Source organism: Baekduia sp. (genome assembly GCF_035318805.1).
Classification (GTDB): domain Bacteria; phylum Actinomycetota; class Thermoleophilia; order Solirubrobacterales; family Solirubrobacteraceae; genus Baekduia.
In genome coordinates this window covers 75,738-96,352 of record NZ_DATHDY010000121.1, presented here as the reverse complement: position 1 = coordinate 96,352, position 20,615 = coordinate 75,738, and the positions used below count along the sequence as shown (strand labels likewise).

Annotated in this window: 19 protein-coding genes; 12 read left to right on the top strand and 7 right to left on the bottom strand. The window is 75.6% G+C overall.

Going from position 1 to position 20,615, the window contains the following annotated elements; translation table 11 throughout:
• Positions 1 to 729: 729 nt before the first annotated feature.
• A complete protein-coding gene (locus VK501_RS24970) occupies positions 730 to 1,704 on the bottom strand; it encodes a zinc-dependent alcohol dehydrogenase family protein (protein WP_349261061.1) in 975 nt (324 codons plus the stop codon).
• Between the two features lie 28 nt (positions 1,705 to 1,732).
• Between VK501_RS24970 and VK501_RS24965 the strand changes: the two genes are divergently transcribed.
• Positions 1,733 to 2,254 (top strand): DUF177 domain-containing protein, encoded by a 522-nt coding sequence (locus tag VK501_RS24965; RefSeq protein ID WP_324342371.1) that lies wholly within the window; start codon positions 1,733 to 1,735, stop codon positions 2,252 to 2,254.
• A gap of 36 nt (positions 2,255 to 2,290) precedes the next feature.
• On the opposite strand, the gene VK501_RS24960 is transcribed toward VK501_RS24965, so the two are convergent.
• Entirely contained in the window at positions 2,291 to 2,794 is a 504-nt protein-coding gene (locus tag VK501_RS24960) for a GNAT family N-acetyltransferase (RefSeq protein ID WP_324342369.1), read from the bottom strand.
• Positions 2,791 to 3,669: a GNAT family N-acetyltransferase gene (locus VK501_RS24955; protein ID WP_324342367.1), complete on the bottom strand. Its 879-nt coding sequence runs from the start codon at positions 3,667 to 3,669 to the stop codon at positions 2,791 to 2,793. Before VK501_RS24955 ends, VK501_RS24960 begins: the two co-directional genes overlap by 4 nt.
• A 69-nt stretch (positions 3,670 to 3,738) precedes the next feature.
• Between VK501_RS24955 and rpmF the strand changes: the two genes are divergently transcribed.
• From rpmF to VK501_RS24930, 5 genes are all read left to right on the top strand, one after another.
• Positions 3,739 to 3,939 carry a 50S ribosomal protein L32 gene (rpmF, locus tag VK501_RS24950; RefSeq protein WP_324342365.1) on the top strand — a complete coding sequence of 67 codons (201 nt, stop codon included), beginning with the start codon at positions 3,739 to 3,741 and terminating at the stop codon, positions 3,937 to 3,939.
• Between the two features lie 81 nt (positions 3,940 to 4,020).
• Positions 4,021 to 5,103, top strand: a complete 1,083-nt coding sequence (gene plsX, locus VK501_RS24945) for a phosphate acyltransferase PlsX (protein ID WP_324342474.1) — start codon at positions 4,021 to 4,023, stop codon at positions 5,101 to 5,103.
• Complete coding sequence (locus VK501_RS24940; RefSeq protein ID WP_324342363.1) at positions 5,100 to 5,351, top strand: acyl carrier protein; 252 nt, start codon at positions 5,100 to 5,102, stop codon at positions 5,349 to 5,351. Before plsX ends, VK501_RS24940 begins: the two co-directional genes overlap by 4 nt.
• Positions 5,352 to 5,386: 35 nt before the next feature.
• Complete coding sequence (locus tag VK501_RS24935) at positions 5,387 to 6,037, top strand: ribonuclease III family protein (RefSeq protein WP_324342361.1); 651 nt, start codon at positions 5,387 to 5,389, stop codon at positions 6,035 to 6,037.
• 91 nt (positions 6,038 to 6,128) lie between these two features.
• The gene (locus VK501_RS24930) at positions 6,129 to 9,413 is read left to right on the top strand and encodes a chromosome segregation SMC family protein (RefSeq protein ID WP_324342359.1); all 3,285 of its coding nucleotides are present in this window, start codon (positions 6,129 to 6,131) and stop codon (positions 9,411 to 9,413) included.
• 107 nt (positions 9,414 to 9,520) lie between these two features.
• Here the strand turns inward: VK501_RS24930 and VK501_RS24925 are convergent, their stop codons facing one another.
• Positions 9,521 to 10,000: a GNAT family N-acetyltransferase gene (locus VK501_RS24925; RefSeq protein ID WP_324342356.1), complete on the bottom strand. Its 480-nt coding sequence runs from the start codon at positions 9,998 to 10,000 to the stop codon at positions 9,521 to 9,523.
• 20 nt (positions 10,001 to 10,020) lie between these two features.
• On the opposite strand from VK501_RS24925, the gene ftsY reads away from it, so the two are divergent.
• Positions 10,021 to 11,028 carry a signal recognition particle-docking protein FtsY gene (ftsY, locus tag VK501_RS24920; protein WP_324342354.1) on the top strand — a complete coding sequence of 336 codons (1,008 nt, stop codon included), beginning with the start codon at positions 10,021 to 10,023 and terminating at the stop codon, positions 11,026 to 11,028.
• Here ftsY and VK501_RS24915 read toward each other — a convergent pair.
• From VK501_RS24915 to VK501_RS24905, 3 genes are all read right to left on the bottom strand, one after another.
• Positions 11,025 to 15,740 carry an HAD-IC family P-type ATPase gene (locus VK501_RS24915; protein ID WP_324342352.1) on the bottom strand — a complete coding sequence of 1,572 codons (4,716 nt, stop codon included), beginning with the start codon at positions 15,738 to 15,740 and terminating at the stop codon, positions 11,025 to 11,027. The two genes, ftsY and VK501_RS24915, sit on opposite strands and share 4 nt — an antisense overlap.
• 93 nt (positions 15,741 to 15,833) lie before the next feature.
• The gene (locus VK501_RS24910) at positions 15,834 to 16,034 is read right to left on the bottom strand and encodes a hypothetical protein (protein WP_324342351.1); all 201 of its coding nucleotides are present in this window, start codon (positions 16,032 to 16,034) and stop codon (positions 15,834 to 15,836) included.
• The gene (locus tag VK501_RS24905) at positions 16,031 to 16,396 is read right to left on the bottom strand and encodes a hypothetical protein (RefSeq protein ID WP_324342349.1); all 366 of its coding nucleotides are present in this window, start codon (positions 16,394 to 16,396) and stop codon (positions 16,031 to 16,033) included. The genes VK501_RS24910 and VK501_RS24905 overlap by 4 nt, the downstream gene beginning before the upstream one ends.
• 332 nt (positions 16,397 to 16,728) lie before the next feature.
• Between VK501_RS24905 and VK501_RS24900 the strand changes: the two genes are divergently transcribed.
• From VK501_RS24900 to VK501_RS24880, 5 genes are all read left to right on the top strand, one after another.
• Entirely contained in the window at positions 16,729 to 17,010 is a 282-nt protein-coding gene (locus VK501_RS24900; protein ID WP_324342347.1) for a hypothetical protein, read from the top strand.
• A gap of 145 nt (positions 17,011 to 17,155) precedes the next feature.
• Positions 17,156 to 17,587 (top strand): NfeD family protein, encoded by a 432-nt coding sequence (locus VK501_RS24895; RefSeq protein ID WP_324342345.1) that lies wholly within the window; start codon positions 17,156 to 17,158, stop codon positions 17,585 to 17,587.
• 43 nt (positions 17,588 to 17,630) lie between these two features.
• Positions 17,631 to 18,545: an SPFH domain-containing protein gene (locus tag VK501_RS24890; protein ID WP_414641204.1), complete on the top strand. Its 915-nt coding sequence runs from the start codon at positions 17,631 to 17,633 to the stop codon at positions 18,543 to 18,545.
• Positions 18,526 to 19,161 (top strand): O-methyltransferase, encoded by a 636-nt coding sequence (locus tag VK501_RS24885; RefSeq protein ID WP_324342340.1) that lies wholly within the window; start codon positions 18,526 to 18,528, stop codon positions 19,159 to 19,161. Before VK501_RS24890 ends, VK501_RS24885 begins: the two co-directional genes overlap by 20 nt.
• Before the next feature lie 90 nt (positions 19,162 to 19,251).
• Complete coding sequence (locus tag VK501_RS24880; RefSeq protein ID WP_324342338.1) at positions 19,252 to 20,586, top strand: hypothetical protein; 1,335 nt, start codon at positions 19,252 to 19,254, stop codon at positions 20,584 to 20,586.
• Positions 20,587 to 20,615: the final 29 nt, after the last annotated feature.

The window sequence follows — 20,615 nt, the reverse complement described above, 5'->3', positions numbered from 1 at the left end:
CTGGGGTGGGGGTGGGCCTGTTGGGCGCGGTGGGACCGCGGCGTTCGGGCCCACCCGCCCGGCAGTTCGCCATCGATCGGCCGAGTGGGAGGTGAGTGACACCTGGCCGTTGCAGCTCAACGTCCAGGTGCCTTTCGCCGGTGGCGACTCGAGACGGATGGCGGGTTGGGGTCGTGTGCCGACCCCTATCCGCCACCGGTCGCGCGCGGTGCGTCATTCACGCCCGAACGACCCCGACCCCAGCGCCCGCGGAAGACACCAGGCGCCCGCACTCCCGTTCACGCACTCGTCATCGCCGCCGGACCACGCCCCGCACCCCGACCAGCGCACGAACGGAGCGCAACAACGCCGGACCACGACTCCCACGCCGGCGCCCGCGGAGAACGTGCGCGGGGGGCGGGGCGCCGGCCGGGTCGGTCTCCGTCGGCGCCGGCGAGCCGGGCGCCGTCGGTCCTCGCGGGGGCCTGGGGTGGGGGTGGGCCTGTTGGGCGCGGTGGGGTCGCGGCGTTCGGGCCCACCGGGTTTCATGCGGCGACTGGGGGACGGGGTGGGCCTGTTCGGCGCGGTGGGACCGCGGCGTTCGGGCCCACCCGCGCTTCGGGCCGACGCGGACGACCCCGCCCGCCGGCGGTGCCCGGTACGCCTCGTCGTCATCGCCCTCCTCAGCAGGACGCGCCACGCCGACGCCCGCGCTGCACGCCAAGGACGATCGCGCCACCTCCGCAGCCCCTACGGCACCACCACCGCCGCGCCCTTCAGCGCGCCCGACCGCAGGTCGTCGAGCGCGTCCTGGGCGCGCTCCAGCGGGTAGGGCGTGACCTGCGGATGCAGCGGGACGCGCGGCGCGAGGGCGAGCAGCTCGTGGCCGTCGGCGCGCGTGAGGTTGGCGACGGAGCGCAGGACGCGCTCCTCCCACAGGTCGGAGTACGGGAACGACGGGATGTCGCTCATGTGGATCCCGCCGCAGACGACCGTCCCGCCCCGGCGCACGGCGCGCAGCGCGTGCGGCACGAGCTCGCCGGCCGGCGCGAAGATCAGCGCGGCGTCGAGCTGGACGTCCGGGCGCGTGTCGCTCCCGCCCGCCCACACCGCGCCCTGCTCGCGTGCGAAGGCCTGGCCGCGCTCGTCGCCGGGACGCGTGAAGGCGTACACCTCGCGCCCCTCCCAGACGGCGATCTGCGAGACGAGGTGCGCCGCCGCGCCGAAGCCGTAGAGCCCCACCCGCGCCGGGTCGCCCGCGGCGCGCAGCGTGCGCAGGCCGATCAGGCCCGCGCAGAGCAGCGGCGCGACGTGGACGTCGTCGAGGACCCCGTCCCGCCCACCCAGCGGCAGGCAGAAGCGCTCGTCGGCGACCGCCCACTCCGCGAAGCCGCCGTCGATGTCCCTGCCGGTGAAGCGCGCGTGCTCGCACAGGTTCTCCTGCCCGGCCGCGCAGTACCGGCACGTGCCGTCGGTCCAGCCCAGCCAGGGCACGCCGACACGCCGGCCGGGCGCGTCCGCATCGGTGCGCTCGGCGACGATCTGGTGGCCCAGCACCAGCGGCGCGCGGGTCTGCGGCACCTCGCCGTCGCTGACGTGCAGGTCGGTCCGGCACACGCCGCAGGCGCGGACGCGCAGCAGCACCTGGCCGGGCCCGGGCACCGGCTCCGGGAGGTCGGTCAGCCGCAGCGGCGTTCCGGGACGATCGAGGACCATGGCGCGCACGTCTGCATGATCTACCCTCGACGGGGAGATGTCCGCGCGTACCGACACCTTCGATCTCGGCCCCCTGCACCTGCGTGCCGGCGAGGCCCGCCACCTCGAGCTGGAGGTGGCGCTCGACCCGTTCGAGCTGAGCAACGAGACCTACGAGGTCGGGCCGTCGCCGCTGCCCGTCCGCGTGGACGTCTCGCGCATGACCGGCGGCGGGGTCGCCCTGCGCCTCCAGCTCCGCGCGCGGCTGCACGGCCCGTGCATGCGCTGCCTGGAGCCGGCGCAGCCCGCCTACTCGGTCGACGTCCGCGAGATCGACCAGCCCGGCGAGGGCCCCGAGCTCGACTCGCCCTACCTCGACGGCGAAGTCCTCGACGTCAAGGGCTGGACACGCGACTCGCTGGCGCTGGCGCTCCCGGCGCAGATCCTCTGCCGCCACGACTGCCGCGGCCTGTGCCCCGAGTGCGGGATCGACCTCAACGGCGCCGAGCCCGACCACGCGCACGAGAAGCGACCCGACGCCCGCTGGGCGGCGCTGGCCGAGCTGAAGTTCGACGAGTAGCTCGTGGGCCACGCGCGAACGTCTCCGCGCGACCCGCTACAGCGTCTTGACGTACGCCACGATGTCGAGCCCCATCGGCGGGAACACGTCGCGGCGCCCGTCGCGCGCCCAGCCCAGCGCCGTATAGAGCCGCTCGGCCGGCGAGCCCTCGAGCGTCCACAGCTGCGCGCGTTCGTAGCCGGACACCCGCATCGCCTCCTCGGCGGCCACCAGCAGCATCCGCGCGATCCCGCGGCGCCAGTGGTCGGGGGAGACGAACACGGCGCTGACGTGCGCCAGCCCGGGGACCGGCGTGCGGTCGTCGCGGGAGATCTGGCCGCCGGCGAAGGCGACCACGCCGACGATCTGGCCGGCGTCCTCCTGGGCCACCCGGATCCAGGCGCCGGCGCGCGCGAAGCGCAGGTCCCACTCGAGCTCCTCGGCCTCGACCGCGGGCAGCGGGACGTCCGGCCCGGCCCAGCTGCGCTGTGACTCGTCGCACCGGCGCACCAGCTCCGCGAGCGCCGGGATGTCGGCGCGCTCGGCCGGCCGGATCCTCACAGGTACGCCCCGCTCGGCAGGTACGGGGCGAACGGGCCCGTCTCGCCCCGGACGAACACCGGACCGTCGGGCGACAGCGACAGCCCCGCCTCCAGCGCGACCGCCACGGCCCAGTCGTTGCCCTGCGTGACGTAGTCGAGGTGCACCGGCGCGCCCGGCGCTCCGTCGGCCAGGCACGACCACAGCAGGTCGGTCGCGGCCTCGTCGTCGAACGCGGCGAGCAGGATGGGGGAGCCGCGCCGCGATACGGCGAAGCCGCGCCCGTCGAGCACCAGCAGCCGGTCGCCCGCGGCGACGAACGCGCCCAGGTCGCGGCCGTGGGCGGCGGTGCGGACGTGGCGCGACACGGCGTCGAGCAGCTCGCGATCGGCCTCGACGTCGCCCGCCCGCGTGCGCAGCCCGGCCGGGAGCCGCGCGCGGTTGATCGCGCCGGCGGCGGCCAGCGCGGGCTTGACGGCGAAGCCGGCGCGGGCGTAGGAGCGCATCGCTCGCGGATCGGTCGAGCTGAGGATGAGCGCGCCGCGGCGCCCGGCGGCGTAGCCCAGCGCCGCGGCGAGCAGCAGGCGGCCGATGCCCTGGCCCTGCAGCCCCGGCCGGACGCCGAAGAGCGACAGCCCCCAGATGTCGTCGCGCACAAGTGCCAGCGCGACCCCCACGATCTCGCCGTCGACCTCCGCGACCCACGATCCCTCGGGGTCGGTGGCCAGCAGGTGGCTCACGCGCGCCTGCTGGCGGCGGACCAGATGGGCGCGCTCGGCCGGCGTCGTGGGCTGGAGCGCAACCGGGATCTGGTCACTCAGCGACGCGCCGCCGACGGCGGCCGCGGCGGGGACGTCTGCGGGCTGCAGGAGGCGGACGGCGGGGAGGGGGGACACGGCGCCGCAGTCAAGCACGCGTGGCGGAGGGCGCGCAGCGAGGCGGTCCGCTACCCTTCGGCGTCGCTCATGGCCGTCCCGAAGCAGAAGCAGTCTCACAGCCGCACGACGAAGCGCCGATCGCAGCACAAGATCAGCTCGCCGTCGATCAACGCGTGCCCGCAGTGCCACAGCCCCCGCCGTCCGCACCGGGTCTGCCCGGTCTGCGGCACGTACGCGGGCCGTTCGGTCTTCGAGCCGGACCCCGAGCACCACGGCCACGAGCACTAACTGATGGCTGCCCCGGGCTCCGGGGGAGCCGGGGCCGCGGGAGCGAGCCCCTGGGCGAGTTCCCGCAGCGAAACGAGCCCTCTGCGCGAGGCTTCGCCGGTCACCATCGCGGTCGACACGAACGGTGCCGACCTGGGCCCGGCCGAAGTCGCCGCCGGTGCCGCCATCGCCGCACGCCAGGGCGTGCGCACCCTCCTGTTCGGGCCCGCCGACGAGTTCGGCGACATCGACGCGCCCGACGGCCTCGTCGAGATCGTCGACGCCCCCGTCTCGATCGCCAAGGTCGCCGACCCCGTCGCGGCCGCCCGCTCGACGAAGGACGCCTCGATCGTCCTGGCGGCCGCCGCCGTCGCCGAGGGACGCGCCGACGCATTGGTCAGCGGCGGCTCCACCGGTGCCGCGCTCGCCGCGGGCCTGCTGAACATCCGCCGCGCCCACGGCATCTACCGCCCGGCGCTGGCCATCCCGATCCCCGTTCCCGGCGGACGCCGGCCGGTCACGCTGCTCGACGTCGGCGCCAACGCCGAGGTCCGGCCCGAGCACCTCGTGCAGTTCGCGTTCATGGGCGCCGCACTGGCCTCGACGGTGCTGGGCATCCAGCGGCCGCGCGTCGCGCTGCTCAGCAACGGCGAGGAGTCGATCAAGGGCACGCCGCTGGTGCGCGAGGCCCACGAGCTGCTGCGCGAGCGCGCCGCGACCTCGCCGCTGGTCGACTTCATCGGCAACACCGAGGGCAACGTCGTCCTTGACGGCGTCGCCGACGTCGTCGTCGCCGACGGCTTCACCGGCAACGTCGCGCTGAAGCTGATCGAGGGCGTGTCGTCGGCGACCCTGCGCTCGATCCGCGAGGCGGCGATGTCGTCCTCGCGCGGGAAGCTCGGCGGCCTGCTGCTGCGCAGCGACCTGGCCGACCTGCGCGCCGAGATCGATCCCGAGGGCCAGGGCGGCGCCTACCTGCTCGGCCTACGCAAGCTCGGCGTCGTGCCGCACGGGCGCTTCACGCGCACCGGGTTCTCCCAGGCGATCCTCCTCGCGGCGCGCGGCGTCACCAACGACGTCGTCGGGCGCACGCACGCCGCGCTGGAGGAGGCCGGCGCGCTCAAGGGGGCGGGTGGTCCGGGGCCCGCGTCCGATTCGGCGGCTACCGTCTCTCCTACGCCATGACCCGCGAAGAAGTCTTCCTCCTCATCCAGAACCACCTCGCCGACGAGCTCGAGCTCGATGCCGGGCGGATCGAGGAGGACAAGCGCTTCAGGGAGGACCTCGAAGCCGACTCGCTGGACCTGTTCACGCTGGTGCAGGAGCTCGAAGACTCCTACGGCGTGAAGATGTCCGACGAGCAGGCCGCGCAGATCCTCACGGTGGGCCAAGCGGTCGACTTCGTCCTCGCCCACGCGCCGAGCGCGCACTGACCACCCTGCAGCAGCTTCGTGATCTCCTCGACGAGGTGCCCGAGGACCTGGCGCGCCAGGTCTTCACCCACGCCTCGTGGACCGCGCGCCGGTCGGACTCCTACGCGCGCCTGGCGTTCCTGGGCGACAGCGTGCTCGGGCTCGCGATCACCGCGCACCTGTACCCGCGCCTGGAGGCCGAGCGCTACGGCGCCGGCCGGCTGACGAAGATCCGCGCGCAGACCGTGTCGGGCCCGTCGTGCCGCGACGTCGCCGAGCGGCTCGGGGTGCCGGAGCGCCTGCGCGCCGCGGCGCCCGAGGGCGCCGAGCAGACGACGGCGCTCATGGAGACCGAGCGGGTGCTCGCCTCGATCATCGAGGCCGTCATCGGCGCCTGCTTCCTGCACGCGGGCTATGACCGCACCGCCGCGGCGGTCGTCGAGGCCTTCGAGCCCGAGCTCAACCACGCGCTGGAGCATCCCGTCGATTACAAGTCGACGCTGCAGGAGCGCCTCGCCCAGCGCGGCGAGGTGGTCGTCTACGAGGTCACCGCCGAGCAGGGGCCGCCGCACGACCGCACGTTCGCGGTCGCCGCGATGGTCACCGACCGCATCCTCGGAACCGGCTCGGGGCGTTCCAAGAAGCACGCCGAGCAGGAGGCCGCCCGCGTGGCCCTCGAGTCGCTCGACCACGACGACACGGCCTAGGCGCCGCGCCGCGCGTGTCCCCCCGCGCGTAAGAATCCCTGCACGGGACGCTTCGGGACCGAACGTCCGGGGCACCCGGCACGATGTGGGGGTGCACCTGAAGTCGATCACCCTGAAGGGCTTCAAGTCCTTCCCCGACCGCACCCGCCTGGAGTTCGGGGAGGGCGTGTCGGTCATCGTCGGCCCGAACGGGTCCGGCAAGTCCAACATCACCGACGCCGTGCTCTGGGCGATGGGCGAGCAGTCGCCGCTCGCCGTCCGCGGCCAGTCGATGCAGGACGTCATCTTCGGCGGCGGCCGCGGCGTGCAGGCGCGCTCCTCGGCCGAGGTCGAGCTGGTGCTCGACAACTCCGACGGCACGGTCGACCTGCCCGTCGGCGAGATCTCGATCCTGCGCCGCCTGGACCGCGCCGGCGAGGGCGAGTACCGCCTCAACGGCGCGCGGTGCCGCATGGTCGACGTGCTCGAGGTCCTCTCCGACACGGGCCTGGGCAAGGAGATGCACTCCGTCGTCTCACAGGGACGCGTGGAGGCGATCGTCACCTCCAAGCCCAAGGACCGGCGCCTGCTCATCGAGGAGGCCGCGGGGCTGGGCAAGCACCGCAAGCGGCGCCGCCGCGCGCAGCTCAAGCTCGAGCGCACGCAGGACAACCTCGATCGCGCGCTCGACGTCGAGCGCGAGGCCCGCTCGCGCCTGCGGCCGCTCAAGCGCCAGGCCGAGGCCGCGGAGCTGCACGAGCGCCTGGAGCGCCAGACGCTGGAGGCCCGGTGGGAGCTGGCGCGCGAGACCGTGCGCGCCCGGCGCACCGAGATGCAGGAGGCGCTGGCCACCGCGACCGCCGCCCGCGACGCCCGCAAGGAGGCCGAGGGCGAGTTGCGCGAGGTCGCCGCGCGCCGTCAGCTGGCCGAGGAGGCGCTGGCCCAGCGCTCCGAGCAGCGCGAGGCGCTCGCGCGGCGCGTGGAGCGCGCGCGGTCGGCCGCCGACCGCATCGAGCTGCGCCTGGAGCGCACGCGCGAGACGGCGGAGCAGGTCGCCGAGCGCGCGCAGAACCGCGAGCGCCAGCTCGAGGCCCTGCGCCTGCAGGCCCTCGAGGATCAGCCGGACGAGAACGGACTGGAGCGCATCGAGTCGCTCGAGGCGCAGCTGGTCGAGCTCGACGAGGATCGCGCCGCCGCGCTCGAGCGCGAGCTGGCGGCCCTGGGCGAGCAGCGCGCCGCCGCCGGCGCGCGCGTCGCCGAGCTGCGCGTGGTCGTCGACGCCAAGCGCGAAGCGCTCGAGGAGGCCGACAAGGCGTGCGAGGTCGCGCGGCAGGCCCGGCGGGCGGCCGAGGCCTCCGCGGAGTCCTCGCGGCGCGAGGCGGCCAAGATCGGCGCCGAGCTGGCGCGTGCCAACCAGTTCCTGCGCTCAGCGTCGGGGCCGGCCGGCGGCGCCCGCTCGCTGAGCGACGACCTGGAGGTGGAGGCCGGCTGCGAGCTGGCGCTGAGCGCCGCGCTGGGCGCGCGGCTGTCGGCGTCGGTCGTGGAGGATCGCGCCGCGGGCGGCGCGCTGCTGGATCGCGCCAAGCGCGACGGCGGCCGCGCGCTGATCCTCGGCGCATCCACCGAGGCGCCGGAGGCCGGCTCGCCGCCGACGGCGGGCGCGCGACCGTTCACCGAGCTGATCCGGGGCCCCGAGCCGGCGCTGTCGCTCGCGCGGCGCCTGCTGGCCGACGCGTGGCTGGTCGACGCGCTGGACGACGTCGGCGACGCGTTCGCCGGCGTGGCCGTGACGCGCGCGGGCCGGGCCTGGCTGGGGGCGTCGCGCGAGCTCCAGCAGGCCGCCGAGGGCGGCGCCGAGCGCGTGCTGGCGATGCGCAACCAGCGCGACGCGCTGATCGCCGAGAGCGAGAAGTTCGTCCAGGCCGAGCACGAGGCCGGCAAGGGCGTCGAGGGCGCGCGGCAGGCCGTCGGCGCGGCCGACGCGTCGCGCGACGAGGCCGAGCGCGAGCGTCGCGAGGCCGAGCGCTCCTACGCCGAGGCCAAGGAGTCAGAGCGCCAGGCGGCGTGGCTGATGGAGGAGCGCCGCAAGGCTCCCGAGCAGGGCGAGGGCGCCGTGCGCCGCGCCCAGCTCGAGGGCGAGCTGGCCGCCGAGCGGCGCGTCGCCGAGCAGGCGGCCAAGGCCCGCGAGGAGCGCACGCGGCGCATGGCCCACCTCGAGGCGCAGCTGGTGCGCGACCGCGCGCTCGGCCCGGCCGCCGGCCGCGTCGCCGACGTGCTGGCCGTCGTGCACGAGGCGGTCATGGAGCGCATGCGCGAGATGGACGGCGCGCTGGCGGCCGACCGCGCCGAGGGCGAGGGTGTCGCCCAGGAGCTGCGCGCCTGCGCCACGCAGGAGGCCGAGATCCAGCGGCGCCTGCACGACCGCAACGAGACCGTGACGCGCGCCGAGGTCCGTTCCCAGCAGCTGCGCGACCAGGAGTCCGAGGCCGCGCTGGAGCTCGGCGCGCTGGCCGAGAAGCTCGGCCTCGAGGCGCAGCCGCGCGAGGAGCCGCTACCGACCGATGAGGCCGTGCAGCTGCGCCAGCGCATCGAGCGCCTCGTCAAGCGCCGCGAGCAGCTGGGCCCCGTCAACCCCTTGGCCAAGCAGGAGTACGACGAGGCTGTTGCCCACGTCGACGAGATGGAGCGTCAGCGCTCCGACCTGGAGACCGCGCTGCGGGAGCTGCGCGCGTTCATCCGCGACACCGACCGCCAGATCCGCGTGACGTTCACCGAGACGTTCGAGGCCGCCGCCAAGAACTTCGAGGAGCTGTCGCGGACGCTGTTCCCGGGCGGCGGTGGGCGGCTCTCACTGGTGCGCGAGGAGCAGACGCCGCGGTCGGTGCTGGGCGGCCAGAAGGCAGATGACAGCGGCGACGGCGAGGCCGAGGTGCAGGCCGAGCAGGCCGCCGAGGCGGCGGCCGACGCCGAGGCCGAGGCGGCCGAGGGCGGCATCGATCCCGACGACGACCTCGGCGTCGAGATCGAGATCACGCCGGCCGGCAAGTCGATGAAGCGCCTGACGCTGCTCAGCGGCGGCGAGAAGACGATGACCGCGATCGCCTTCCTGTTCAGCGTCTTCCTGGCCAAGCCGTGCCCGTTCTACATCCTCGACGAGGTCGAGGCGGCGCTCGACGACCTCAACATCACGCGCTACCTCGACCTGCTCCAGACCCACGCCGACCGGGCGCAGTTCATCGTCGTGACCCACCAGAAGCGCACGATGGAGGCGGCCGACACGCTCTACGGCGTGTCGATGGGCAACGACGGCGTCTCGAAGATCGTCTCCCGCAAGATGCCCAAGGAGTACGTCGCCGACGCCGAGGCCGCGCATTCGCCGGTCCCCGCCGGGGCGTAGGAGACTATGTCGCTATCGCGACTGGGGACCCACCTACGGCGGCGACGGCTGGCCGTCGTGGGCCTCGGCCTCGCTTGCCGCCTACGGCACCCCTGGCCGCCACGGCCTCAGCCGGGCGAGAGGACCTTCTCGCCCCAGAAGCTCGCGAACGGGTTGGCGTTGAAGTTCTCGATCGCCGCATACCCCGCCCGCTCGTACATGCGCTGGGCGCCCGGCTGCTCGGGACCCGTGTCGAGCCGCGCGACGCGATAGCCCAGCCGGCGCGCCTCGTCCTCCAAGGCCTCCAACAACACCCGTCCCAGCCCGCGGCCGCGCGCCGCGGGCACCACGTACATGCGCTTGATCTCGCACGCCTGGTCGTCGAGGCGCTTGAGCCCGCCGCCGGCGACGGCGCGACCGCCGTCGCCGTCGTCGTCGTCGAACACCACGACGAACGCGCCGCCCGGCGGCCCCAGGTCGGCGGGCGTGGCGGTCGGCGCCCCGGGGACGTCGATGCGCCCGTAATGCCGCGAGACCTCCTGGACCATCGCCTCGACGAGGTCGGTGGCGGGCGGCTCGTGGGACCGGACGGATTCGATGCGCAGCACCCCGCTATCTTCGCGCGTCCATGGCCCGTGACTGGCGCGACCTCTTCCTGACCGGCGACGACGCCGGCCCCATTGCGACCGCGGAAGCCGGCGAGGGCGGCGAGGACGGCCCGCGCCGCGGCGGGTTCTTCCGCCGGCTGCGCGAGAACCTCTCCAAGACCCGCGAGGCGCTGACGTCCGAGATCCAGGCGACGCTCTTCGACACGCTCGACGAGGAGACGTGGGAGCGCCTGGAGGAGGCGCTGATCATGGCCGACGTCGGCGCGCGCACCACCGCGGGCGTCGTCGGCCAGCTCGAGCAGGAGGCCACGTCCGGCCAGGTCGAGGGCGGCCCGGCGCTGCAGGAGCGCCTCGTCGAGCTGCTGGCCGATATCGCCAAGACCGGGACCGACACCATCGACCTGCGCCACGAGCCTACGGTGATCATGGCCGTCGGCGTCAACGGCACCGGCAAGACCACGACGATCGGCAAGCTCGCCTGGCACCTCCGCCAGGAGCTCGGCAAGACCGTCCTGCTCGGCGCGGCCGACACCTTCCGCGCCGCCGCCGTCGAGCAGCTCACCGAGTGGGCGCGGCGTGCCGACGTCGACATCGTCACCGGCCCCGAGGGCTCCGACCCGGGCGCCGTCGCGTTCGACGCCGTCAAGCAGGGCCGCGAGCGCGGGATCGACGTCGTGATCATCGACACCGCCGGGCGCCTCCACAACCAGGACGAGCTGATGGCCGAGCTCACGAAGATCCGCCGCGTCATCGGCAAGCAGATGCCCGACGCCCCGCACGAGACGCTGCTGACGATCGACTCGACCACGGGCCAGAACGGCGTCCGCCAGGCCAAGCTGTTCTCCGAGGCGGTGCCGGTCGACGGCATCGTGCTCACCAAGCTCGACGGCACCGCCAAGGGCGGCATCGCCCTCGCCATCGCCGGCGAGCTCAACATCCCCGTCAAGCTCATCGGCATCGGCGAGGCGCTGGAGGACCTGCGCCCATTTGACGCCGACGATTTCGCCCGCGCGCTGATCGCCACCTAGCCGCTCGATCCCGGCACGGGCACGGCGCCGGCGACCGCGGGCGCGGCGACCGACGCGGCGAGCGCGAGGCCGATCCCGCCCGGCGTCAGGCCGCCGAGGCCGAGGAACGTCCGCGTCGCCGGCAGCGCCGCGCCGAGGGCGAGGGCGCTCACCGAGCCGGCGACGGCCCCCGCGATCGCGGGGTCCGGTCGACCGTTGGTCCACGCCATCTGAAGCGTCTGGGCCAGCTGCGTGCCCATCACGCTCAGGAAGGCGACCGGGCCGACGGCCGCTGCGCCGCCCAACCCCGCGGCGAGCGCGCACGCCGCGAGGCTCGGTACGGCCGTGCCGGCGGCGCGCCGCAGGATCTCGGCGCGCAGCGGCGCGTCCAGCGCCGTGCCGCCCTCGCGCGAGAGCGTCGCGAGGTCGCGATGCGGCGGCGGCCTCATCGCCACGGTCATGGCAGGGAGCGCGTCGCTGACGAGGTTGACGGTCAGCACCTGCCGCGTGGTCAGTCCGGAGGCGAGCCCGGTCGCGCCCACCGCCACGATCGTGACCACCTCTCCCGCGTTGCCGCCCAGCAGCAGCCCGAGCGCCCGTCGCATGTTGCCCCAGAACCCGCGCCCCTCGACGAGCGCTTCGGCCAGCGTCGCGAAGTCGTCGTCGGTGAGGATCAGGTCGGAGGCGTGGCGCGCGACCTCGGTGCCATGGCGGCCCATGGCCACGCCGACGTCGGCGAGGCGCAGCGCGGGGGCGTCGTTGACGCCGTCGCCGGTCATGGCGACCACGTGGCCGCGCAGGCGCAGCGCCTCGACGATGCGCAGCTTGTCCAGCGGCGTGCTGCGCGCGATGACCGTGGCGTGCTCCAGCCGCCGGGCCAGGGCATCGTCGTCGAGCGCGGCGAGCTCGGTCCCGGTGAGCAGGTGCTCGCCGTCGTAGGGCAGGCCGACCTCGCCCGCGACGGCGGCGGCGGTCGCGGGGTGGTCACCGGTGAGCATCACCACGCGCACGCCGGCTTCGCGGCAGCGCGCCACGGCGGCGCGTGAGGTGGGACGCAGCGGATCGCCGATGCCGACGAAGCCCGTGGCGACGAGGCCCTCGGGATCGTCGGCCGCGGTGCCGGGATCCCCCTCGGCGACCAGCAGGACGCGCAGGCCGTCGGCGGCCAGCGACGCCGTGTGCCGCAGCAGCGCCTCCCGCCCGACCACGTCCAGTGGGCGATCCCCCGCGGGCGTGCGGACCTGCGAGCAGCGCGGAGCGAGGATCTCGGCGGCGCCCTTGAGGCGGATGCGGCCGCCGGCGACCGTCGCGTGGAACCCGCGCACCGGGTCGAACGGCGTCTCGGCCCCGCGCCGGGCGCCGCCGTCGGCGACGCCGGCCGCGCGGGCGCCCTCGACGACCGCGACGTCGGTCGGGTGCGCGGTGGCGGCCGGACCGGCGGGCGACGGGCTGGCCAGCGCGGCGGTGCGCAGCACGTCGAGGAGGTCGGGCGGCAGGGCCTCGGGCGGCGCGGCGCGACCGTCGGTGTCGGCCACGCAGCGCAGCGCCAGCCGCCCGCTCGTCAGCGTGCCGGTCTTGTCGGCGCACGCGACGTCCACCCGGCCGAGCGCCTCGACCGCCGACAGTCGTGTCACCAGGGCGTGGCGGTGCGCGAGCCGCCGCGCGACGCCGGCCTCCGCGACGCCGGCCAGCACGGGCAGCCCCTCCGGCACCGCGGCGGTCGCGAGGCTCGCCCCGAGCGCGAGCTGCTGGACGACCGGGCGGCCGAAGGCGATGCCCGGCACCGTGACCAGCGCGCCGCCGAGCGCGATGAACGGCAGCGCGCGCCACATGATCTGCCCGAGCCGGTCGTCGAGGGCGCTGGGGCCGCGCGCGTCTTCGCCCAGCGCCGCCGCGATCGCGCCCATGCGCGTGCCGGCGCCGACGGCGACGACCACCGCGTGGCCGGTGCCGGCCGTGACGTCGGTGCCCTCGAGGACGACGTGCGAGGCGTCCGTGCCGTTGAGCGCGGACTTCGACACGGGGACCGACTCACCGGTGAGCGCCGCCTCGTCGACCTCCAAGGCCGTCGTCTCCAGCAGGCGGGCGTCCGCCGGGACGCGGTCGCCGGGGGCCAGGACCAGGACGTCGCCGGGGACCAGTCGCCGGGCGGGGATCTCCTCCTCGCGGCCTGCGCGCAGGACGCGCGCGAGCGGCGGGCCGAGCTGCCGCAGGGCGCGCGTGGCCTCCCCGGCCTGATGCTCCTGCCAGGCCCCGATGAGCGCGTTGGCCACGACCACCGCGCCGATCATCGCCGCGTCGCCCGGGGCGCCGATGCCGAGCGACAGCGCCGCGCCGCCGGCCAGGAAGGCCACGAGCGGCGAGGCCAGCTGCCGGGCGACGGCGTCGACGAACACGCGGCGATCGGCGGGCTCCGCGGGCGGCGTCCAGCGGCCGTCGGCCTGCTCCCAGGTCAGCCCCTGCGGGCTGCTGCGCAGGCGCTGGAGCACGGCCTCGGCGTCCACGCGCCCCCAGCGCTCGGGCAGCGGATCGGTCAGGCGCTCGACGACGGTCCGCTCCCGGCGCCCGCCGCCGAGGCGCACGGCGGCGTCGAGCATCGCCGCCAGCCCGCCGAGCAGCACCGGCTTGCCGCCGGCCCGGAACGGCGGCGCGGCGCGCAGCGCCCAGGCGGCCCCGGCGAGGTTGGAGGCGATCGAGAGCGCGGTCGCGTCGCGCACGGCAAGATCGCGTCGCGCCCCGGCCTCGACGATGGCCGCGACGGCCTCCAGGCGCGGGGCGAGCACGTCGGCCCGCGCGGCGAAGGGCCCGCTGAGGCCCGAGCTGAGGCCGATCGCCAGGTCGGCGGCGTCGAACGCCGGGCCGGAGTCGGCGCCGTCGCCCACCACGGCCACGACGAGTCCCTCGGCGCGCATCGCCGACACGCGCTGGTCCGCCGCGCCGGCCACGACCGGCACGCCGGCGCGGGCGGCGACGGCCCGCACGGCTCCGGTGACGCGCGCGCTCACGAGCTCGGCACGCACCGCGCGGGCGCGGCAGGCCGCCACGAGCGCCGCGGCGCCGCCCGCCATGCGCGGGCGCAGCGCGAGCGCGCCGGCGACGTGGCCGTCGCGCTCGCGTCGTACGAGGAGCACCTGGTCGCCCGGCTCGGCCGGCAGCGCGCCGTCGCCCCGGCCGTCCTCCTCGGGCCCGACCGTCCAGCGCTCGCCGTCGACGCTCGCGCTCGCGACACGCCCGTCGAACGCGCCGTCGGCGGGCATCGCGCGGGCGTTGCCGGGGACAGCGGTGCCCCACGGCGAGCCGGCCGCGGCGGCCACGGCGCCCGCCAGCGCCAGGACGCCGGCCGTGTCGTGCCCCTCGCCGGTCGCGACGGCCTCGCGCAGCTCCCACCCGTCGCAGAGCGTGCGGGCGCCGTCCAGCACGAGCACGTCGGGGCGCCGCACCGGGCGCTCGGACCGCGAGCCGACGACGGTGACGCCCGCGCGCAGCACGCGCGCCGCGGCCGCGCGATCGGCGTGCTCGGCGCCGGCCAGGGCCGGCCGCGGGTTGAGGACCAGCAGCGTCGTGAGCGCCCGGCCCGGCGACCGCGTCACGACGGCGGTGCCCAGCGCGGCGAGAAGGGCGGCGAACGGCAGCACGCGCAGGTAGAGGCCGTCCGCCGTGCCGGTGTCGTGGTGCGCCCGCGGGTCGGGGCCCGCGCGCGGCACGGGTCCGGCGCCCGTGAGCCGCACCGTCACGGGCCCACCGTGGATCGTCACTCCGGCGTCCACGCCGGCGCCCGAGACGAGGAACTGCGGCGTGCCGTCGCGCGACTGGCCGATCGCGGTGCCGTCGACGACCCGTCCGCGCAGGGGCACGCGGCGGCCCGCCTCGAGCGCCAGCTCGGCGCCCGGATACACCGCCTGCGCGTCGCCGAGGCGGCGCTCGTACTCCCTCCAGGCCCGCCGGCGCGCAAGCGCCTCGGTGAGCACCCGCAGCCCGGCCACGCCGGCGAACAGCAGGCCGAGCGCCCCGCCCGAGGTGGTCATCGACACGATCCCGACGCCCGCGAACAGCAGCTCCTTGCGCTCGTGCCCGAGGAGATCCTCGAGCCCGTGGGCGACCCGCGGGACGCCTTCGAGGAGGACGACGCCGCCGGCGATCTCGCCCGGTCCGGGCGCCGTCACCGGCGCCGTGGTCGCTCCCGTCGCCCGCCGGCCGACGAGCAGGCTCAGGCCGAGCGTCGCGCCGACGACGCGCGCGGCGCCCTCGATGATCGGCGCCGGATCGAGCGGGTGCGCCGGAAGCTCGTGCTCGTCGCCGTCCGGTGGCGCGACGTCGGCGATGTCGTCGAGGATCGCCTGGAGCTGCTCCACGGCGTCGTCGAACTCGACGAGCACGCGGCCCGTCAGCGGACTGGGGACGACGCGCCGGACGCCCGGTCGCCGGCCGATCCGCTCGACGAGCTGCCGTCCGAGCTCGGTCTCGCGGTCGAGGCCGGGCACGGCGATGCGCGCCCGGCCCGCGCTGGCGTGCGTGACGAGCACGGGGCCGGGCGCCCGCCGCGGGGAGGGCCGCGCCGCGGGCTCCGGCGCCACCCGCACGTCGCGCACCGCGCGCGCCAGCCGCCGGACGACCGCCGCCTCGTTCAGGCGGTCGGGGTCGTACTCGACCAGGACGTTGCGCGTGCGGCTGCTGGCCCGTACGCGCCGGATGCCGCGGCCGCTGGCGACCCGCGCCTCGAGGGTCGCGGGCACCGCGCCCGACCACGCCGGCGCATGGATGCGCGCCCTACCCGGCAGGGCGTGGACGACGCGGGGTGGGGCGGTCGCGCCCATCGCCGCGCGGGGTCACCAGCGGCGCCGCAGCTCCTGGGCCTCCGCCCACACGTCCTCGCCCTCCTCGCGGGCCCGCGACACCGCGCGCGCGACCCAGACCGCGACGCGACCCGCCAGCTCCTCCGCGGCTCGCTCGGTGTCGTCGCGGGCAGCGCCCGGCTCTTCGGCCCGCGGCTCCGAAGCGCCGCGGTCGTCGACCTTCACGCGGCTCATGTCGTCTCTCCTCCGCGCATCGCGGGCTCGCCGGCCAGGCCGGCCTGGGCGCCCTGCGCCGCGCCGCGCGCGGCCGAGACGACGACGTCCGTCGCCTTGAGCGTGCCCGCCACGCCGTAGACCAGCCCCCGGTGCGCCACCCGTCGTGCGTCCGGGGACAGCGCCAGCGCGGCGGCCGCCATGGTGAGGCCCTTCTGCGGGTCGATCAACCCCATGTCCTCTCCTTCGTCGAGGCCTTCGTGGTCGTCGACGGCGGCGGAGGAGGACCGCGGACCGGGACCGCGCTCGAAGAGGACGCGCGGGGCGCGGTGAGCGGCAGGGGGGATGCCCCACACGAGCATGAGGAGAGGTCTGAGCGACATGGCGTCGAGGGCGGGCTCGCGGAGGGCGGAGCACCGTTCTCCTACATGTTCGCCGCACGGCGATCACCCCTGGTTACCGACGTGTTGCCAACCGGTGACCTCTCAGTTGTCGACGCGTTGCCGACCGCCGGCCGGCGGGAGAGCGCTCCGCCGGGCCGCGTGCTGGGAAGCTCGCTGCCGACGGCGAGCGCGATCATGCGCGTAGTCATACCGGGTCGGGCGCTGTCCGATGCGAAACCTCGCGGCGGACGTCTGCAAATCGACGTGTGGACGCGAGGCGGCCACCGCCCTACGGTGGTGCTGTTCGGCGCAAACGAGCGAAGGGAAGCGCGATGGACGTCCTCGATCTCGATCCCGGCACCCTGCTGGTGGCCGGCGTGGGTGCGGCCGTGATCGGATCCCCGGAGGTGCGCCGGGCGGTCGGCCGTGGCGTCGGGTGGGCCGCCGCGACCGTGTGGCGCGTCACCGGACCCGTGGTCACGCCGTTGGTGGACGCCGGCCGGGACGTGGCCGGCGGGGTCCGCGATTCGGCGCAGCACAACGGCGGCCGCAGCTCCAGCCAACGCTCCGCTTCGTCGAGGCCGCGTCGCCCGACCGGCGCCTCATCCACCTGAGCGGGCCCTGGTCGCCACGTAGGAGACTGTGTCGCTGTCGCGACTGGGGACCCACCTCCGGCGGCGACGGCTGGCCGTCGTGGGCCTCGGCCTCGCTGGCCGCCTGCGGCACCCCTAGGCGCGCGGTCAGTACAGTCGCGTCCGAATGGACGCCTGGTTGGTGTGGCTGATCGCGGGAGTCTTCGCCGCCGTGGGGGAGATCCTCACCGCCGGCTTCTTCCTCGCGCCCTTCGCCGTGGGCGCCTTCGCCGCGCTGCTGGCGGCGCTGGTCGGCGCCGGCGACCTCGTCCAGCTGCTGACGTTCGCGGCCGTGACCATCGCGTGCTTCGGCCTCGTCCGGCCGATCGCCAAGCGCCATATGTACCAACCGCCGCAGATCAGGACCGGCACGGCGGCGCTCGTCGGCCGTCCCGCGATGGTGCTCGAGCGCATCTCCAACGACGACAACGTCGGCTCGGTGCGCATCGACGGCGAGGTCTGGACCGCGCGCGCCTACGACGAGGACCGCGTCATCGATGTCGGCACCAAGGTGCAGGTCGTCGAGATCCGCGGCGCCACCGCGCTCGTCGAGCCATGAACCCCGATCCCCATCCATCTCCGGAGGTGAACACGTGGTCGCACTGATCGCTCTCGTGATCGTCCTGCTCTTCGCGCTCTTCGTGGCGTCGCAGACCATCCGCATCATCCCGCAGGCCCGCGCCGGCGTCGTCGAGCGGCTCGGCCGCTACAGCCGCACGCTGCAGCCCGGCCTGACGATCGTCCTGCCGTTCATCGATCGCGTGAAGCCGCTGATCGATCTCCGCGAGCAGGTCATCAGCTTCCCGCCCAACGGCGTGATCACCGAGGACAACGTGACGGTGAACATCGACACCGTCCTCTACTTCACGATCACCGATCCCAAGAGCGCGTCCTACGAGGTCGCCAACCCGCTGCAGGCGATCGAGCAGCTGACCGTCACGACGCTGCGCAACGTCATCGGCGGCCTGACGCTGGAGCAGTCGCTGACCAGCCGCGACCAGATCAACACGCAGCTGCGGATCGTCCTCGACGAGGCGACGGGCAAGTGGGGGATCCGGATCAACCGCGTGGAGCTGAAGGCCGTCGACCCGCCGGCCGGCATCCAGGAGGCGATGGAGAAGCAGATGCGCGCCGAGCGCGATCGTCGCGCAGCGATCCTCACCGCCGAGGGCTCCAAGCAGTCGCAGATCCTCGACGCCGAGGGCGAGAAGCAGTCCGCCGTGCTGCGCGCCGAGGGCGCCAAGACGTCCGCGATCCTGCGCGCCGAGGGCGAGGCGCAGGCGATCGGCACGGTCTTCGAGGCCATTCACAAGGGCGATCCCGACCCGAAGCTCCTGAGCTACCAGTACCTGCAGATGCTCCCGAAGATCGCCCAGGGCGACGCCAACAAGGTGTGGGTGATCCCGTCCGAGTTCACGCGGGCGCTCAACAACATCTCCGGGGCCTTCGGCGCTCCGGGCGACGACGACGCGGCGCGCGAGCGGCGCCAGGTCGACGATGGACCTCGTCCCGTCTGACGTCGAGGCCTACGCGGCGGCCCACACCACGCCCTTCGAGGCGTGGATGGATGAGCTGCACGCCCGCGCGGCCGCCGAGCTGCCCTACGCGGAGATGCTCAGCGGGCCGGTCGTCGGCCGGCTGCTGCAGACGCTCGTCGCGGCGGTGCAGGCGCGGCTCGTCGTCGAGGTCGGCACCTACGCCGGGTACGCCGCGCTCGCGATGGCGGCCGCCCTGCCGCCGGGCGGCCGCGTCGTGACGTTGGAGCTCGACGAGCGCCACGCCGACTTCGCCCAGCGCGCGTTCGACGCCTCGCCGTACGCGGACCGCATCGAGCTGCGCCGCGGCCCGGCGCTGGCGTCGCTGCAGCAGCTCGCCGGCCCGTACGACCTCGTGTTCGTCGACGCCGACAAGACCGGCTACCCCGACTACTACGAGGCGGCGCTGGCCAGGCTCTCGCCGCACGGCCTCATCGTCGCCGACAACACGCTGCACGACGGCGGCGTGCTCGATCCGGCCAGCGACGCCGACCGCGTCATCGACGAGCTCAACACGCGCTGGGCCACTGACGACCGCGTGATCGCCACGCAGCTGACGGTCCGCGACGGCGTGACGCTGATCCGCCGCGCGCCCTGAGCGGGCGCGCACGGACGGCGAACGGTCACCGTCGTTGAGGGTCCGTAACCTTCGTGCAGGAGGCTCGTTGACGACTGCATGAACCGACTCGTGCCCCCGGTCGCCGCCGCGCTGGCGACGCTCGCCGCGCTCCCCGCCCTCGCCTACGCCGACGCCCCGTGGTCGCCGCCCGCCGCCCTGCCGGGCGCGGGCGACATCAGCGTCAGCGTCGCCATGACCGCCTCCGGCGCCAGTGCCGTGCTGACCTGGGCCGACCGCTCCCACGGCACGCCGGCCACGCCGTCGCTGCTGACGCCGGTCGGCTCGGACGGGTCGCTGGGCACGCCCGTCGGCGTCGACCTGTTCGACGGTCGCGCGGTCGGCTTCGGCGGCACGGGGTACGCCCTCGCCGGCGGCTCGACGGTCGACCACCGGGCGATCGCCGGCGACCAGGCTTCGGTGGTGGTGGGGCTGGGCAGCGTCGACCGCGGCCTCGGCCCGATCGGCAAGCTGCCCGGCACCAAGGGGCAGGTCGTGCTGGACCTCGCGGCCGACGCGCGCGGCGACGTGGCGCTGGTGACCGGCAAGGCGACCGGCTCCCGCTCGGTGTGGCGCCTGCTCGCCGGCGGGCACGGGTTCCGGCGCGTCCTCGACATCCCGGCGGGCGCGACGTCGGGCCACGCCGCCGTCGCGGTCGGCACGCACGGCGAGACGCTGGTGGCGTGGTCGGACGACGGGGAGCTGTTCGCCCGTGACGTGAGCCGCAAGGGCGCGGTCGGCATGACCGCGCGGCTCGGCCCCGGTCGCGGCGCGAGCATCGACGCGGCGGTGGACGGCACGGGCCGCCGCCTCGTCGCCTGGGACTCCCAGACGGTCGACGAGGGCGAGCCGACGAGTCCCGCGGTGACGCGCTTCGCGACGGCCAAGGCCGGCCGCCCGTTCGGCACGACGCGCACGCTGGAGACCATCGCCGCCCTCGGCACGGGGCACTACGTCCACGCTCCCGGCGTGCGACTGGTCCTCGACGGCGGCTCCCGCGCGCTGCTGGCGTGGACCGGGCACGACGCGACCACGTTCGTGGTCAAGGCCGCAGAGGTCGTCGGCGGCCGGGTCGGCGCCTCGGCCGTCCTCTCGCCCGCGGGGACCGACGCCGTGCTCGGCGACGCGGCCACCGACCCGGCCGGCGCGGCGACGGTGCTCTGGCGCGCCGGGGTCGCCGGCAGCGACTCCAGCGGCCCGCTCGGCGGGCCCCGTGCCGTGTCGCGCGTCTTCGCCAGCGTGCGGGCCGCCGGCGCCACGACGTTCGGGAGGCGGGAGGCGATCAGCGATCCCGCGGTGTACATCTCGGAGTCGCCCGCGGCGGCGATCGATCCGACCAACGGCCGCTCGCTGGCCGTGTTCCCGAGCGGCACCGCGATCGTCGTCGCCACGCGCCCGGCGGGCTGAGCGCCCGGGCCGGAACCGCGGCCGGGGGC

What these genes read in the sequence shown, in the direction of transcription:
- VK501_RS24965 (WP_324342371.1), top strand. Translation starts at nt 1,733, where the DNA reads ATGTCCGCGCGTACCGACACCTTCGATCTCGGCCCCCTGCACCTGCGT.
- rpmF (WP_324342365.1), top strand. Translation starts at nt 3,739, where the DNA reads ATGGCCGTCCCGAAGCAGAAGCAGTCTCACAGCCGCACGACGAAGCGC.
- VK501_RS24940 (WP_324342363.1), top strand. Translation starts at nt 5,100, where the DNA reads ATGACCCGCGAAGAAGTCTTCCTCCTCATCCAGAACCACCTCGCCGAC.
- ftsY (WP_324342354.1), top strand. Translation starts at nt 10,021, where the DNA reads ATGGCCCGTGACTGGCGCGACCTCTTCCTGACCGGCGACGACGCCGGC.
- VK501_RS24910 (WP_324342351.1), bottom strand. Translation starts at nt 16,034, where the DNA reads ATGAGCCGCGTGAAGGTCGACGACCGCGGCGCTTCGGAGCCGCGGGCC.
- VK501_RS24905 (WP_324342349.1), bottom strand. Translation starts at nt 16,396, where the DNA reads ATGTCGCTCAGACCTCTCCTCATGCTCGTGTGGGGCATCCCCCCTGCC.
- VK501_RS24900 (WP_324342347.1), top strand. Translation starts at nt 16,729, where the DNA reads ATGGACGTCCTCGATCTCGATCCCGGCACCCTGCTGGTGGCCGGCGTG.
- VK501_RS24895 (WP_324342345.1), top strand. Translation starts at nt 17,156, where the DNA reads ATGGACGCCTGGTTGGTGTGGCTGATCGCGGGAGTCTTCGCCGCCGTG.
- VK501_RS24885 (WP_324342340.1), top strand. Translation starts at nt 18,526, where the DNA reads ATGGACCTCGTCCCGTCTGACGTCGAGGCCTACGCGGCGGCCCACACC.